The organism is Serratia sp. OS31, assembly GCF_014164835.1.
Taxonomy (GTDB): domain Bacteria; phylum Pseudomonadota; class Gammaproteobacteria; order Enterobacterales; family Enterobacteriaceae; genus Serratia; species Serratia liquefaciens_A.
Map to the genome: position 1 here is coordinate 1 of NZ_JACJFQ010000056.1, position 16,324 is coordinate 16,324.

Consider the following 16,324-nt stretch of genomic DNA (forward strand, 5'->3'; position numbering starts at 1 on the left):
TGCCAAGAGCCTGAGAAAGGTGCATAAAAAAGGGTTCCAGTCATGTCCTGGAACCCTTTTTACAGCAACCACCGGATCGTTCAACCGATCCTTAAACGATCGGCATTACCCCGAAGGGAGCCTTTCAATAGGGCTAACAGCTAACCGAGATTACAGAACGTCTACTGCGTTCAGATCTTTGAAAGCCTGTTCCAGACGAGTAATCATGGAAGTCTGGGCTGAACGCAGCCATACGCGTGGATCGTAGTATTTCTTGTTCGGCTGGTCGGCGCCTTTCGGGTTGCCCAACTGGCCCTGCAGGTAAGCTTCGTTCGCTTTGTAGTACTGCAGGATACCGTCCCAGGTTGCCCATTGGGTGTCGGTATCGATGTTCATTTTGATCACGCCGTAACCTACGGATTCTTTGATCTCTGCGTCGGTAGAACCGGAACCGCCGTGGAACACGAAGTTCAGGCTGTTGTGCGGCAGATTGAATTTCTTGGACACGTAGTCCTGAGAATCGCGCAGGATGGTCGGAGTCAGTTTAACGTTGCCTGGCTTGTATACGCCGTGCACGTTACCGAAGGACGCCGCGATGGTGAAGCGTGGGCTGATGGCGTTCAGTTTTTCGTACGCGTAAGCCACATCTTCCGGTTGGGTGTACAGAGCGGATGCGTCCATATGGCTGTTGTCCACGCCATCTTCTTCACCGCCGGTGCAGCCCAGTTCGATTTCCAGGGTCATACCGATTTTCGCCATGCGAGTCAGGTATTTGCTGCAAATTTCGATGTTTTCTTCCAGGGACTCTTCAGACAGGTCGATCATGTGAGAAGAGAACAGTGGCTTACCGGTGGCCGCGAAGTGTTTCTCGCCGGCGTCCAGCAGGCCGTCCAGCCATGGCAGCAGTTTCTTCGCACAGTGGTCGGTGTGCAGAATAACCGGCACGCCGTAATGCTCAGCCAACTGGTGAACATGATGTGCACCAGAGATAGCGCCCAGAATTGCTGCACCCTGAGGAACGTCAGTCTTCACGCCTTTACCGGCGATGAACGCGGCACCGCCGTTAGAGAACTGTACGATGACCGGAGCACGAACCTTCGCCGCTGTTTCCAGCACGGCGTTGATGGAGTCGGTACCTACGCAGTTCACTGCTGGCAGAGCAAAGTTGTTCTCTTTAGCTACTGCGAATACTTTCTGAACGTCATCACCAGTGATGACACCCGGTTTTACGAAATCAAAAATTTTAGACATGTTACTTTGTCCTGTTTCGTCGGCCGTAGATGGATGTAAATCGATTTTTCATGCCGCGCCGCATTATGCCGCGCGGTATAAAACAAACGGGCGGCTTTCGCCTCCCGTTGTCTGAATTACTGCTTAGCGCGCTCTTCCAGCATCACGACCGCCGGTAACGCTTTGCCTTCCACGAATTCCAGGAAGGCGCCGCCGCCGGTTGAGATGTAGGAAATCTTGTCAGCAATGCCGAACAGGTCGATTGCTGCCAGGGTGTCGCCGCCGCCTGCAATAGAGAAGGCTTCGCTGTCTGCGATAGCGCGAGCGACAATTTCGGTACCCTTACGGAAGTTAGGGAACTCGAATACGCCAACCGGGCCATTCCACAGAATGGTTTTGGCGTTCTTCAGGATAACGGCCAGACGCTCGGCTGAGACGTCGCCCATATCCAGAATTTGCTCGTTGTCCTGAATTTCGTTCGCCTGCTTCACGGTCGCAACCGCAGTTTCAGAGAACTCGGTCGCCACGCGCACGTCGGTCGGAACCGGAATGTCGCAGGTTTCCAGCAGTTTCTTGGCGTTGTCGATCAGATCAGGTTCATACAGAGACTGGCCCACGTTGTTGCCCTGCGCCGCCACGAAGGTGTTGGCGATGCCGCCGCCGACGATCAGCTGATCGGCGATTTTGGACAGGGAATCCAGTACGGTCAGTTTGGTGGAAACTTTAGAACCGCCCACGATGGCAACCATCGGACGGGCAGGGTTGCCCAGCGCTTTACCCAGCGCTTCCAGCTCTGCGGACAGCAGCGGGCCGGCACAGGCAACAGGCGCGAACTTGCCCACGCCGTGGGTGGAAGCCTGCGCGCGGTGTGCGGTGCCGAAGGCGTCCATCACATACACGTCACACAGTGCCGCATATTTCTTGGACAGGGTTTCGTCGTCTTTTTTCTCGCCCTTGTTGAAACGGACGTTTTCCAGCACCACCAGCTCGCCTTCTGCAACATCAACGCCATCCAGGTAGTCTTTAGCCAGACGTACCGGGTTTTTCAGGTGTTCTTTCAGATAGTTGACAACAGGCAGCAGGGAGAATTCTTCGTTGTACTCGCCTTCGGTAGGACGACCCAGGTGGGAGGTTACCATCACGCGGGCGCCTTGTTTCAGCGCAGCTTCAATAGTCGGCAGGGAGGCACGGATACGTGCATCGGAAGTCACTTTACCGTCTTTCACTGGAACGTTCAGATCGGAACGGATCAGAACGCGTTTACCTGCCAGATCCAGATCGGACATGTTAATTACAGACATGGTGAACCCTCTTGGTTGATTCTCTATAAAGTTGCCTGAGCGGCGCACCGGCCAGTGCCGATGCCGCCGTACTAGAAACCGCTTGCGGCCATTGCCCGTGTTGTATCCAACATCCGGTTGGCAAAGCCCCATTCATTATCACACCAGACCAAGGTCTTGATCAGGTGTTGTCCGCTGACCCGAGTCTGCGTACCGTCGACGATAGCGCTGTGCGGGTCATGGTTAAAATCGATCGAGACTAATGGTAGTTCCGTATAGTCAACTATACCACGAAAAGATCCCCGTGCGGCCATTTGCAACAGCTGGTTGACCTCTGCCACTTTCACCGCCGAACTGACGCTGACGCTGAGATCGATGGCCGTCACGTTGATGGTCGGTACACGTACGGAAATCGCTTCAAAACGATCGCAAAACTGCGGAAAAACGCGGGTAATACCGGCGGCCAGCTTGGTGTCGACCGGAATAATCGACTGGCTCGCCGCGCGGGTGCGCCGCAAATCCTGGTGATAGGCGTCTATCACTGGCTGATCGTTCATTGAGGAGTGAATGGTGGTCACCGTGCCCGACTCGATGCTGTAGGCATCGTCCAGCAGTTTGATCACCGGAATAATGCAGTTGGTGGTGCATGACGCATTGGACACGATGCGGTGTTCCGCCAGCAGCGTCTGATGGTTGACGCCAAACACGATGGTGGCGTCCAGATCGTTGCCGCCGGGGTGAGCGAACAACACTTTCTTCGCCCCCGCCGCCAGATGAGCCTCGCCATCCGCCCGACTGCCGTACACGCCGCTGCAGTCCAGCACCACGTCAACGCCTAGCTCGCCCCAGGGAAGCTGTTCCACCTCCGGCTGATGCAGCAAACGAATGGTATCGTCCCCGACGGTCAACATGTCGCATTCCTGGCGAACATCCCAGGCAAAACGGCCATGGCTGGAGTCGTATTTCAGTAGGTGGGCCATCCCCTCGGCGTTCGCCAATTCGTTGATCGCCACCACGGAAATTTCCGCTCTGCGTCCCGATTCATACAGTGCGCGTAAAACGCTGCGGCCTATGCGGCCAAAGCCGTTTATCGCTATGCGGATTGTCATGCTGCTCCTGAAAAAGGGCCTTCTCACACCGGGCATGCTCACCCTATCTGAGAGAGCGCTGATAGGTTATCAAGCTCACTCGCATAGAGTACTTTAGCGCACCGCCTGCTGTGAATCGCCACGTCGCATTATTCCTTCCATCAGCCGCGCTTTCATCACCTTCACTCCGGCGTTTCAGTTGAATCCTGATGCAACTGAAACGCTTCAGCTGAGCATAAACCAAAGTTTTGCCAAAAGGAACAGATGCGACAGCTCGCCTGACAACTGATCGACACTTTGCGGGAATAAAATGATCTGGCGCACACTTTTGCCTCCTCCTTGCCCTAGCGACGCGCCAGGTATTCCGACAACAGCGAGGCTTCGCCATAGTGTTGGCGGAAATAATCGCGCAAAAATTCGACGGTAACTCTGACCTTGGCCGAGGTCGCCAGGCGTGAAACGTACACCGCCCAAATATCTGCCGGCTGGTAGTAGTCCGGCAGGATATGCACCAACCAGCCATTTTCAATACTCTCCCGTACGTCCCAGAAAGAACGCAGCGCAACGCCCTGTCCGTCCAGGCACCATTGATGCACAATTTCACCGTTGTTGGATGACAGCCCGCCGGTCACCTTCACCGCCTCCTCCCCTTGCGGCCCATGAAGTCGCCACAGGCCAAAAGGATGGTCACGCTCTTTAATTGCCAGACATGCGCGTCCGGAAAGCTCGCTCAAGGTTTTCGGTGTGCCGTAACGCTGCAGGTATTCCGGAGACGCGCACAAAATGCGTTGGTTCTGCGCCAGCTTGCGGGCAATCAGATTGGGGGCAATGTCATCACCGATGCGGATATCCAGATCAAAACCTTCGCTGACCAAATCCACCAGCCGATCGGAAACGTCCAGCCGCAGTTCAAGCGCCGGGTATTCCAGCGCCAGCGCCGACAGTGCAGGGCCGACAAAACGCCGACCGAAGCCGAAACTGCTGACAATACGCAACGTACCTTGCGGTGCCTGACGGGCGTCGGAAAGCTCGTCCATCATTTGATCGACGTCGTTAAGAATGCGCTGCGCCCACTCGTAAATGCGTTCGCCATCTTCGGTGATTGCCACCCGCCGCGTGGTGCGATGCAGCAACGTGACCTCCAGCGCCTTTTCCAGCAGCGCGATGCGTTTGCTGATGAACGCCGGTGAAACCCCCAGCTCGTCGGCAGCGGCGGCAAACCCGGCGCGGCGCGCCACCAGCACAAACACCCGCAGGTCACTCAGAATAGGCAGATTATTCATGATTCGTGTTTTATGTTTCACCGTTTGCAGTATTGATTAACAGTTAGTCAATTATAGGATGAAAGGGATGTCAATCGCCCCTCTTCACAAGTGAGATCCTATGAGCAAAAGCTATAAAATCGCCGCCATACCGGGAGACGGTATTGGCCAGGAAGTGATGCCGGAAGGCATTCGGGTATTGCAGGCCGCTGCCGCGCGCTGGGATTTATCCCTGGAGTTTGAAACCTTCGAATGGGCCAGCTGTGACTATTACCTGCAGCACGGCAAGATGATGCCGGACGATGGGCTTGAGCAACTGCAAGGCTTCGACGCGGTCTATTTTGGTGCCGTCGGCTGGCCGGACAAGGTGCCGGACCATATCTCGCTGTGGGGGTCGTTGCTGAAATTCCGTCGCGATTTCGATCAGTACGTCAACCTGCGTCCGGTGCGCTTGTTCCCCGGCGTCCCCTGCCCGCTGGCGCACAAAAAACCGGGCGATATCGATTTTTACGTGGTGCGTGAAAATACCGAAGGGGAGTACTCATCGCTCGGCGGTCGGATATTTGAAGGCACCGAACGTGAAATGGTGATCCAGGAGTCGGTGTTCACCCGCCACGGCGTCGACCGCATTTTGAAATACGCTTTTGAGCTGGCGCAACGACGCCCGCGTAAAACGCTTACCGCCGCCACAAAATCCAACGGTATGGCGATCAGCATGCCGTATTGGGATGAACGCGTTGCCGCCATGGCGCAGCAGTATCCGGACATTCGCTGGGACAAACAGCATATCGATATTCTGTGCGCACGCTTCGTGCTGCAACCCGAACGTTTCGACGTGGTGGTGGCTTCAAACCTGTTCGGCGATATCCTGTCCGATCTTGGCCCGGCCTGCGCCGGCACCATCGGTATTGCGCCTTCGGCCAACCTCAATCCCGAACGCCGCTTCCCGTCGCTGTTCGAACCGGTACACGGTTCCGCACCGGATATCTTCGGCAAAAACATTGCCAACCCGGTCGCCATGATCTGGGCCGGCGCCATGATGCTGGACTTCCTCGGTGCGGGGGAACCGCGCTATCGCCAGGCTCACGACGGCATTTTAGCTGCTATCGAACAGATCATCGCCAGCGGGCCACGAACCCCGGACATGCACGGTGATGCCACCACCCAGCAGGTGGGTCAGGCGATCGCCGCCTTGCTTTAGCCTAAACATTCACACCATAAATGACTATGCAGAGCGATATATATCGCTCTGCATAGTCACGTGCTAATTTTGTATTCCTCCATAAATTCTCATCGTAATTCGCTAAAAAGCCCCCGAAAAACCCACACTAAATCCACGGTCAAGATCACAACAAATTATTCACATACTGTGTTTTATCCCTTCACAGATGCCCTAATTGTGGCTTCAGATTAATTTATGCACACTCACAAATGTTAATGAAGGGTAAAAACTCACGGCATCTGCAGTACCGGGATATGCACCCTACGTGGTCTAACAAACGGCTTAACGCCAATCAATAAGGCTGAGATGCAGTGCTGATGACGCACAGCGGCCAACCACAAATAACAGGAGTTCACGCCCATGCAGAGCACGCCCAAAAAGGATGTCATGCTCATTGCCATCAGCCTGTGCAGCATCGCGCTGATTGCCAGTTGCCTGATGCTCTTCCCGATTCAGTCAGAGCGGGTCGCCACTACCATTTTTAACGCGGTCACCCGCCTGTTCGGTTCCTCCATTCAGGTGCTGGTGCTGATGGCACTGCTGGTGGTGCTTTATCTGGCCTTGAGCAAATACGGCAATATCCGCCTTGGCGAAGGCAAGCCGCAGTACCCGACTCTGGCCTGGGTATTTATGTTCATTTGCGCCGGATTGGGTTCCTCAACCCTGTACTGGGGCGTGATGGAATGGGCTTATTACTATCAAACGCCGGGGCTGAACATTGCCCCACGTACGCCTAAGGCGTTGGAATACAGCATCAGCTACTCGTTCTTTCACTGGGGATTAAGCGCCTGGGCAACCTATGCGCTGGCCTCGCTGATTATGGCCTATCACTTTCACGTCCGTAAAAATAAGGGCTTAAGCCTGTCCGGCATTATCTCGGCCATCACCGGCGCACGCGCCGACGGCCCTATAGGCCGGACGGTAGACCTTATTTTTCTGGTTGCCACCGTGGGGGCGCTGACTATCTCGCTGGTGTTAACCGCCTCCACCTTCACCCGCGGGCTAACGGCACTCACCGGCATTCCGGATACCTTCACGGTACAGGCAACGGTGATCCTGCTGGCCGCGGTCATTTTCTGTCTCAGCTCTTATATCGGCATCGATGGCGGCATGCAGCGGCTGAGCAAAATGGTCGGCTGGGGCGCGTTTATCTTCGCCGCACTGGTTCTGCTGGTCGGCCCGACCGAATTCACCATCAATAACACCGTTAACGCTATCGGCCTGACGGCGCAGAACTTCCTGCAGATGAGCCTGTTTACCGATCCGATGGGAGACGGCAGCTTTAGCCGCAGCTGGACCGTGTTCTACTGGCTGTGGTGGATTTCCTATACGCCGGGCGTGGCGATGTTTGTGACCCGGGTCTCTCGCGGGCGCAAGATCAAAGAGGTGATTTGGGCCCTGCTGCTCGGCAGCACCCTCGGTTGCTGGTTCTTTTTCGGCTCACTGGAAAGCTTCGCCATGCATCAGTTCATCAGCGGCCAGTTGAACGTACCTGAGGTACTCAATACCCAGGGCGGTGAAACGGCAGTGCAAATGCTGCTGATGTCACTGCCGCTGGGCAAACTGTTCCTCGCGGGCTACCTGTTTATCATGATTATTTTTCTGGCGTCGCATATGGATGCCGTCGCCTACACCATGGCAGCCACCAGCACCCGGAATCTGCAGGAGGGGCAGGATCCCAGCCCGATGCTGCGGCTGTTTTGGTGCGTGGTGATCACCCTGATCCCGCTGTCGATCCTGTTTACCGGGGCCTCCCTGGACACCATGAAAACCACCGTCGTCCTGACCGCTTTGCCGTTCCTGCTGGTGCTGCTGGTAAAAACCTACGGTTTCGCCCGTTGGCTGAAACAGGATTACGCCGCGATACCGGCACACCTGATCGAAGTCAGCCGACCGACGTTGCCCCTTCCGTCTGAACCGCCGGCCGTTAGCCCATTAAACAACACAACCGTCGTCTGAAACACTCCCGTGGAATAAAAACAAATAAGAGGAAGGTTATTATGAGCACTGCGATCCCCGTACTGACATTACCCAATGACTTCTGCGCCGATGCCCGCGAGGCGTATACCATTCCGGCGCAGTTTTATACTCACCCGGCTGCGTTCGATCATGAAAAAGAGCGCGTATTCGCCAACAGCTGGATCTGCGTGGCACACGGCAGTGAAGTTGCCCAACCAAATGATTACATCACCCGCGAGATCATCGGCGAAAATATCCTGGTGGTCCGCGGCCGCGACAAGGAGTTGCGCGCCTTTTATAACGTTTGCCCACACCGGGGTCACCAATTGCTGTCAGGCGACGGCAAGGCCAAAAACGTCATCACCTGCCCGTACCACGCCTGGGCGTTCAAGCTCGACGGCGAACTGGCTCATGCACGCAACTGCGAGAACGTGCATAACTTCAATAAAGACATCGCCCATCTGACGCCGGTACGGGTAGAAGAATACGGCGGGTTTATTTTTATCAACATGGATCCGCAGGCCGGCAGCGTAGAAGAGCAACTTCCAGGGCTGGCGGCAAAAGTGCGCGAAGCCTGCCCGACAGTAGATAACCTGAAGCTGGCAGCGCGCTTTACCACGCTCACCCCAGCCAACTGGAAGAACATCGTCGACAACTACCTCGAATGCTATCACTGCGCACCGGCACACCCCGGCTTTGCCGATTCGGTGCAGGTCGATCGCTACTGGCACACCCTGCACGGCAACTGGACGCTGCAATTTGGCTACGCCCGCCCTTCGGAACAATCATTCAAATTCGAAGAAGGCAAAGATGCCAGCTTCCACGGCATCTGGCTGTGGCCTTGCACCATGTTCAATATCCCACCGTTGGAAGGGATGATGACGGTGATTTATGAGTTCCCGGTCGATGCGGAAACCACCCTGCAACACTATGACATTTACTTCACCAACGAAGAGCTGACCGCCGAACAGCAGAGGTTGATCGAATGGTATCGCGACGTATTCCGTCCGGAAGATCTGCGGCTGGTCGAGAGCGTGCAGAAAGGGTTGAAGTCACGCGGTTATCGCGGTCAGGGGCGGATTATGGCTGACGGTGCAGGCAGTGGCGTCAGCGAGCACGGCATCGCACACTTCCACAACCTGGTGGCGCAAGTCTTCCAGCCTTAACTGTACAGGGGCCATTTGGCCCCGTTTACCCACGAGGTTATCCGGTGAATATTTCAGATCAATCACTGTTCCACCAGCAGGCATTTATCAACGGCCAATGGTGCGAGGCATTCAACCACGAAACCTTGCCGGTCAGCGATCCGGCGACCGGCTTGCCCATCGGCAAGGTGCCGAACATGGCGCAGCCTGAAGCGCAACACGCGATAGAATGCGCACAGCAAGCGTTGGCAGGCTGGCGCAGTCTGCCGGCCCAGCAACGTGCTCTATACCTGCGTCGCTGGTTCGAACTGATGCTTGAGCACCAGCAGGATCTGGCCGCGCTGATGACGCTGGAGCAAGGCAAACCGCTGGCGGAATCACTGGGCGAAATCCGCTATGCCGCCTCTTTTGTCGAATGGTTTGCTGAACAGGCAAAGCGCACCCACGGCGATATCATTCCCTCCCCCAGCGCTGACAAACGCCTGATGGTGATCAAACAAGGTATTGGCGTTTGCGCCGCCATTACCCCCTGGAACTTCCCGGCGGCCATGATCACCCGCAAAGCGGCACCGGCGCTGGCGGCCGGTTGCACGCTGATCGTCAAACCCGCCAATGAGACGCCCTATTCGGCTCTGGCGATGGCGGAGCTGGCCAGCCGCGCCGGCATTCCCGCCGGGGTTTTCAACGTGGTTACCGGCAACTCTCAGGTCATCGGCGCCGAGCTGACCGGCAACCCGCTGGTCCGCAAACTGAGCTTTACCGGTTCCACCCCGGTTGGCCGCGTGCTGATGCGTCAAAGTGCCGACACCATCAAAAAGGTCTCATTGGAGCTGGGCGGCAATGCCCCCTTTATCGTGTTCGATGATGCGGATATCGACGCTGCCGTAGAAGGGGCACTGGTGGCCAAATACCGAAACGCGGGACAAACCTGCGTCTGCGTTAACCGTTTCTATATCCATCGTGACGTTTATTCTCAGTTCGCCGAAAAATTTGTCGCTCGCGTAGCGGCACTGAAAGTGGGCAACGGCTTCGATCAAGACGTGCAGATAGGGCCGTTAATCAACCGTAAAGCACGAGACAAGGTCATGCAGCTGCTGGACGATGCGCTCAGCAAGGGGGCCACCGTTCTCACCGGCGGTCATCCGCACCCGCTGGGTGGCAACTTCTTCACGCCGACGGTGTTGGGGCAAGTTCAACCCGGCTCGCTGTTGCTGGCGGAGGAGATCTTCGGCCCGGTTGCTCCGTTGGTGATATTTGATGATGAGGCCGACGTGCTGCAACGCGCCAATGACACGATCTACGGGCTGGCAGCCTATTTCTACACCCGCGACGCGGCGCGAATCTGGCGGGTATCGGAACGGTTGGAATACGGCATGGTTGGCATCAATACCGGCCTGATCTCCAACGAAGTGGCCCCCTTCGGCGGCGTCAAGCAGTCCGGTTTGGGCCGCGAAGGCTCCGTCTATGGCATCGACGATTATCTGGAACTGAAATATCTGTGCCAGGCGGTATAACCTGTTTTGCGCGGGCTGTGCCCGCGCTCTGGAGTGAATGACATGTCGAGTTATCGGATGTTGGATGTCCGCGTGATCGAAATCGAAACCGTTACCGCGCAGGTAAAGCGTTTTACTCTGGAGGACCCGACGCAGCGGCCGTTGCCGACATTCAGCGGCGGCAGCCATATCATCGTGCAGATGCAGCAGGGCGAGCAGTGCTATCGTAATGCCTACTCGCTGTTAAGTTCCCCTTTCGACCTGCACCGTTATCAGATTGCCGTGCGCCGCGAGCCCCTCTCTAAAGGCGGATCGGATTTCATGCATGACCGCGTAAAAATTGGTGACACGCTGACCATTAGCACGCCAAACAATCTGTTTGCGCTGGCACCCACCGCGGAACAACACCTGCTGATTGCCGGCGGCATCGGCATCACGCCGTTTCTGGCGCAGCTGCACGAGCTGCACCAGCGCGGTCAGCGTTACCGCTTGCACTATTGCTTTCACAGCGAAGAGCACAATGCATTTCAAACGCAGCTGCAGGCGTCTCCTTTTGCCGAACATGTTCGCTATCACATTTCCAGTCAGGGTGGTCGTTTGGATGTGACGCGTCTGCTGGCCGAGGCGGAACCCGACGCCCACATCTATGTGTGTGGTCCTTCGGCGTTGAACGATGCGGTATTGCAGGCGGCGGCAGCATTGGGAATTGCGCCAACACGTCTGCACCGCGAAGCCTTTGCCACAGCAGACAGCCAGGGGGGGGCTTTTACTCTGGTACTGGCACGCTCAGGCATTGAACTGGAGGTCGCGCCAAACATGACCATTCTGCAGGCGTTGGAAAACAGCAAGGCGGCCAAAGTAGAATGCCTGTGCCGGGAGGGGATTTGCGGTACCTGTGAAACGCGAATTCTCGAGGGCGAAGCCGACCACCGTGACCAATACCTAAGCGAAGAAGAACGGGAAGCACAGCAAACCCTGTTGGTGTGCTGCTCACGGGCCAGAGGGCCACGGTTGGTGCTGGATTTGTAATTCAGTGAGCCGCGTCCCTTCGTGGGGCGCGGCCATGGTCGAAGCTAGGCCTTAGGGAAAATCCACAGGTGCTCTGCCGGCAGCGACAGCCGGCAAAGCGTCTGACCGCGCACTTCGGTGCCATAAGCCCGCACCACGAAATCTTCGGCAACGGTGCGGAACAGGTATTCCCAACGATCGCCCAGATACATGCTGGTCAGTAGTGGCAACTCCAGTTGGTTGCCCTGGGGATCTTCCCCCAGACGCACGCGTTCTACCCGGATCACCGCCGTGGCTTCATCACCGACGTTTACCCCTGCACCAGCCATGCCCCACAGCGCCCAGTCTTTCCCTTCGATGCGCGCTTTGCCCTCGCTCATCTCGGTGATTTTGCCGAACAGGCGGTTATTGCTGCCCATAAACTCGGCGGTAAACAGGGTCGAGGGGGAGCCGTACATTTCCTGCGGCGTGCCCTGCTGTTCGATCTTGCCGTTGTTGAGCAACAAAATACGATCGGAAATGGCCATCGCCTCGTTCTGATCGTGGGTCACCATCAGCGCCGACAACCCAAGCTTGATAATCAGTTCACGCAGGAACACCCGCGCCTCTTCGCGCAGCTTGGCATCAAGGTTAGATAGCGGCTCATCCAGCAGGATCACCGGCGGGTTGTACACCAGCGCCCGACCAATCGCCACGCGCTGCTGCTGGCCACCGGACAGCTGATGCGGATGGCGTTTGCCCAGATGTCCCAGTCCCAGTTGATCCAGCACCCCTTGCACCCGCTGGGTAATTTCTGCCGAGGCGACTTTGCGTAATTTCAGCGGGTAGGCGACATTCTCAAACACGGTTTTATGCGGCCACAGGGCATAAGACTGAAATACCAGGCCGAGGTTGCGTTCTTCCGCCGGGATCTCGCTGCGCGCAGTGCCGTCATACACCTTATTGCTGCCAATGATAATGCTGCCCTGCGTTGGCTTTTCCAGCCCGGCGACCGCCCGCAACAGCGTCGTTTTACCGCTGCCCGACGGCCCCAACAGCGAAACCACCTCGCCGCGCTTGAGCTGCATCGAAACGCCTTTCAGCACCGGGTTGTCGCCGTAGGTCAAATGCAGGTTCTCTACCGAAAGTTCAATCATGTAATTTCACTCCAAAGCGCAAGGCGATCCCCAGCCCCAGCACCACCAGCAGGATGTTAATGAAGGAGAGCGCGGCCACGATATCAATGGCACCCGCCGCCCACAGCGAAACCAGCATCGAACCTATGGTTTCGGTGCCTGGAGACAACAGGTAAACCCCGGTGGAATACTCTCGTTCGAAAATCAGGAACATCAGCAGCCACGAGCCGATCAGGCCGTAGCGCGACAGCGGAATAGTCACGTGACGAGTGATCTGCCCACGGGAGGCACCGGCACTGCGCGCCGCCTCTTCCAGTTCAGGGCCGACCTGCAACAGCGTCGAGGAGATCAACCGCAGGCCGTAGGCCATCCATACCACGGTATACGCCAGCCAAACGCTGAAGATGGTGCTGCGCAAAGAACGTAGCCAGACAATCAGGTTTTCCCGCAGCCATTCGGCGACCGGCAGGGCCGACAGCCAGCCCTCTTTCAGCGACTTGTCCAGCCACATCGGCAGGAACAGGAACACCCACAGGAACGCCAGCCCCGCCAGCAACCCCGGCACCGCACGCGGTACCAGCACGCTGTAATCGAGAAAACGGGTAGCGCCGTCGGGTTTGCGGTGCATGGCAATGCCGATGAACAGATAACAGACCACCGCCAGAGCACCGCCGATCACCCCAATCGCCATCGAGTTGACGATGGCCCGCAACAGGTTGGGTTGCTGCCAGATGGTGCGGAAGGTATTGAGCGACAGCTCGTCCCAGAGAGAAACGCCCACGCCCCAGTTGGAGATAAAGGCACGCAGCACCACGCCCACCAGTGGCACACCTATGGTCACCGTCAGCCAAAACACCACCACCGCACCGGCGACCCAGCGCCATTTACCCAGCGGCAACGCCCGCGCCTGAGATGCCTTGCCCTTGACGGTGACGAAACGGTTGGCGGTGCGCATCAGACGGCGCTGCAACATCACCAGCGGAATGGTGATGCAAATCAGCACCACCGCCACCGCCGCCATCAGATGATAAGACGGCGTACCCAGCTTATTGGTCAGTTGATACAGGTAGGTCGCCAGCACCAGGTTACCTTCCGGATCGCCCAACACCAGCATCAGGCCGAACACCTCCAGCCCGAGAAAGAACAGCAATACGCCGGCATACAGAATCGAAGGGCGCACCATCGGCAAGCTGACGGCGGTCATGACCTGCAAGGGGGAAGCTCCCGCCGTACGAGCAGCCTCCTCCACGTCGGAGCCGACGCTGCGCAAGGCCGAAGAAATATAAAGGTAGGCGTGCGGCACATGGGTTAACCCGGCAATGACCACGATGCTGGCCATCGAATAGATATTCCAGGGCACAAAGCCCAGCAGCGACTCCGCCCACAGCGAAAAGAAGCCTACCGGCCCGGCGGCCACCACGTAGCCAAAACCCAGCACCATCGGCGAGACAAAAATCGGCACCAGGATCAGCGGCTCTATAAACCGGCGACCAGGCAGATCGGTTCTGACCATCAAAAAAGCCAGGATCCCCCCCAGCGGAATGGCGATCACCACCAGCCCAAAGGCCAGAATAAATCCGCTTTTCAGTGCCTTGTAAAAGTCAGGATCGGTGAAAATAAACTCGAACGCCTCAAGGCTAAAAACCTTGGAGGGCGAAAAAAAGGGGGCGGAGAGGAAACTTTGAATCACGATAAAGGACAGCGGTACGTAGATAACCAGTGCGGTTATCAACACCACCAAGCCACGCGGCAGGCTCTGCCACTTTCTACGCCATGTATTCATAATCTATCCCAATGGTTGTAAACATCGACCACCAAAGGGCGCGCGCCTCCCTGGCAGACGCGCGTCCGGAGCCTGTCCTTATTTATTTTGCCGCGGCGGTACGCCACTGTTTGATGTAGTCCAGCCGTTTGGCCGGCTGCAGGTACTCCAACAGGCTCTCGTCTACTGGGATCGGCTTCAGCGCATTGCCAAGCATTTTGGTCATGCCGTCGATGTCGTTTTTGCCTTCAATGTCATTACGGATAGAGGGAATATCCGCCTGGTTGGCGAGAATGCTCTGGCCCTTTTCCGACAGTACGTAGTTAAGCCACAGCTTGGCCGCATTGGCGTTGGCGGCCTCTTTGCTGATAAAGGACACCCGCGACAGCACCAGGGTGTAATCTTTCGGATAAGCGATGCCCAGAGAAGGGTCTGTTTTGGCGCGTGCTTCGGCGTAGGAGCCCAGGATATTGAAACCAATCAGGTTTTCACCGGACGATACCCTTTCCATCATGGTACCGGTGGACGACTGCACGGCCAGGCCGCCTTTGGCGACGTCAGCCAGCGTAGCGAAATAGTTCGGGTCGGCCTTGAAGTCCTGCACCGACAGCATGAAACCCAACCCTGATTTTTCAATGTCATAGGTCGTGACTTTCTTTTTGAACTTGTCGGTTTGGCTGGCGATCAGCTTTGCCAGCGCAGCGTGCGAGTCCGGTACATCCCCCTGCGGGATCAGCCGCTTGTTATAAATGAACACCACCGGCTCGTAGGTGGTGCCGTAGGCTCTCTCTTTCCAGACCGCCCACTTGGGCAATTGACCCTGTTCCGGCGAAGCGTATTCTTGCGCATAGTCGGTTGCCAGCTTCAGCGCGGTATCCATCGACGAACTCCACACCACGTCGCCGCTGGTGCCGCCCGCCGCCTGTTCGCTGATATAGCGGTTATACAGTTCGGTGCTGTTCATGTCGTTGTATTCGACCTTAACGCCCGGGTACAGCGCTTCGAACCCCTGAATCAGCGGCCCTGCGGCTTTGGTATCGGTGGTGGAATACACCACTACCTTGCCTTCTTTCTTCGCGCCATCCACAATTTTTTGGTAGTCAGCTGGATAGCCCGCGGGGAACTCAGCGTAAGCAGGCACTGCACCCAGTACCGCCATCGCCACTACCGACGCGCCGATTCTTGTCAACATGATCAACTCCTGGTTACATTTAATAAACTAAAAATTAACATATAGTTAATAAGTGTTCTTACGCAACGCCGTTGATTTTTTATCTTCGTGTTTTGTGAGGTTGGGCGATTTTTGGGCAACAAAAAGCCCGGCAAGGTGCCGGGCTGGGGTAACGCGACGCGAGATGCCTTATTTCAGCAGTGCCTGCGCCTTGGCCACCACGTTATCCACGGTGAAGCCGAACTCTTTGAACAGCTGCTCCGCCGGTGCAGACTCACCAAAGGTGGTCATGCCCACGATAGCCCCGTTCAGCCCCACGTACTTGTACCAGTAGTCCGCGATACCCGCTTCCACCGCCACGCGGGCCGTCACCGCCGCCGGCAGCACGGATTCACGGTAAGCCGCGTCCTGCTTGTCGAAGGCGTCGGTAGACGGCATCGACACCACGCGCACTTTGGTGCCCGCCGCGCTCAGCTTGTCTGCCGCTTCCACGGTGATGCCCACTTCCGAACCGGTGGCAATCAGGATGACGTCCGGCGTACCGGCACAGTCCTTCAGCACGTAGCCGCCGCGGTAAACGTTGGCCAGCTGCTCCGCGGTACGCGGCTGC

Annotated in this window: 13 protein-coding genes; 5 read left to right on the top strand and 8 right to left on the bottom strand. The window is 56.9% G+C overall.

Going from position 1 to position 16,324, the window contains the following annotated elements:
- Positions 1–150: 150 nt before the first annotated feature.
- From fbaA to H5P17_RS25415, 4 genes are all read right to left on the bottom strand, one after another.
- Positions 151–1,230: a class II fructose-bisphosphate aldolase gene (gene fbaA / locus H5P17_RS25400; protein ID WP_037426794.1), complete on the bottom strand. Its 1,080-nt coding sequence runs from the start codon at positions 1,228–1,230 to the stop codon at positions 151–153.
- Between the two features lie 116 nt (positions 1,231–1,346).
- Positions 1,347–2,510, bottom strand: a complete 1,164-nt coding sequence (gene pgk / locus H5P17_RS25405) for a phosphoglycerate kinase (RefSeq protein ID WP_020828523.1) — start codon at positions 2,508–2,510, stop codon at positions 1,347–1,349.
- Positions 2,511–2,581: 71 nt separating this feature from the next.
- Entirely contained in the window at positions 2,582–3,598 is a 1,017-nt protein-coding gene (gene epd / locus H5P17_RS25410) for an erythrose-4-phosphate dehydrogenase (protein WP_182825795.1), read from the bottom strand.
- 323 nt (positions 3,599–3,921) lie between these two features.
- Positions 3,922–4,881 (bottom strand): LysR substrate-binding domain-containing protein, encoded by a 960-nt coding sequence (locus H5P17_RS25415; RefSeq protein WP_182825796.1) that lies wholly within the window; start codon positions 4,879–4,881, stop codon positions 3,922–3,924.
- 79 nt (positions 4,882–4,960) lie between these two features.
- Between H5P17_RS25415 and H5P17_RS25420 the strand changes: the two genes are divergently transcribed.
- From H5P17_RS25420 to H5P17_RS25440, 5 genes are all read left to right on the top strand, one after another.
- Positions 4,961–6,040: a tartrate dehydrogenase gene (locus H5P17_RS25420; protein ID WP_182825797.1), complete on the top strand. Its 1,080-nt coding sequence runs from the start codon at positions 4,961–4,963 to the stop codon at positions 6,038–6,040.
- A 381-nt stretch (positions 6,041–6,421) separates the two neighbouring features.
- Positions 6,422–8,020 (top strand): BCCT family transporter, encoded by a 1,599-nt coding sequence (locus H5P17_RS25425; RefSeq protein ID WP_182825798.1) that lies wholly within the window; start codon positions 6,422–6,424, stop codon positions 8,018–8,020.
- Between the two features lie 41 nt (positions 8,021–8,061).
- Positions 8,062–9,186, top strand: a complete 1,125-nt coding sequence (locus H5P17_RS25430; RefSeq protein WP_182825799.1) for an aromatic ring-hydroxylating dioxygenase subunit alpha — start codon at positions 8,062–8,064, stop codon at positions 9,184–9,186.
- 44 nt (positions 9,187–9,230) lie between these two features.
- Entirely contained in the window at positions 9,231–10,679 is a 1,449-nt protein-coding gene (locus H5P17_RS25435) for an NAD-dependent succinate-semialdehyde dehydrogenase (RefSeq protein ID WP_182825800.1), read from the top strand.
- Positions 10,680–10,721: 42 nt separating this feature from the next.
- Positions 10,722–11,687, top strand: coding sequence for a PDR/VanB family oxidoreductase (locus H5P17_RS25440; protein ID WP_182825801.1), 966 nt, complete (start codon positions 10,722–10,724; stop codon positions 11,685–11,687).
- A gap of 44 nt (positions 11,688–11,731) precedes the next feature.
- Here H5P17_RS25440 and H5P17_RS25445 read toward each other — a convergent pair whose 3' ends face one another.
- From H5P17_RS25445 to H5P17_RS25460, 4 genes are all read right to left on the bottom strand, one after another.
- Entirely contained in the window at positions 11,732–12,802 is a 1,071-nt protein-coding gene (locus tag H5P17_RS25445) for an ABC transporter ATP-binding protein (RefSeq protein WP_044553323.1), read from the bottom strand.
- A complete protein-coding gene (locus H5P17_RS25450) occupies positions 12,795–14,564 on the bottom strand; it encodes an iron ABC transporter permease (protein WP_044553325.1) in 1,770 nt (589 codons plus the stop codon). Before H5P17_RS25450 ends, H5P17_RS25445 begins: the two co-directional genes overlap by 8 nt.
- 82 nt (positions 14,565–14,646) lie before the next feature.
- Positions 14,647–15,702 (bottom strand): ABC transporter substrate-binding protein, encoded by a 1,056-nt coding sequence (locus H5P17_RS25455; RefSeq protein ID WP_370570060.1) that lies wholly within the window; start codon positions 15,700–15,702, stop codon positions 14,647–14,649.
- Between the two features lie 201 nt (positions 15,703–15,903).
- Positions 15,904–16,324: transketolase C-terminal domain-containing protein (locus tag H5P17_RS25460; protein WP_304621586.1), on the bottom strand; the 421-nt coding region annotated here is incomplete at its 5' end.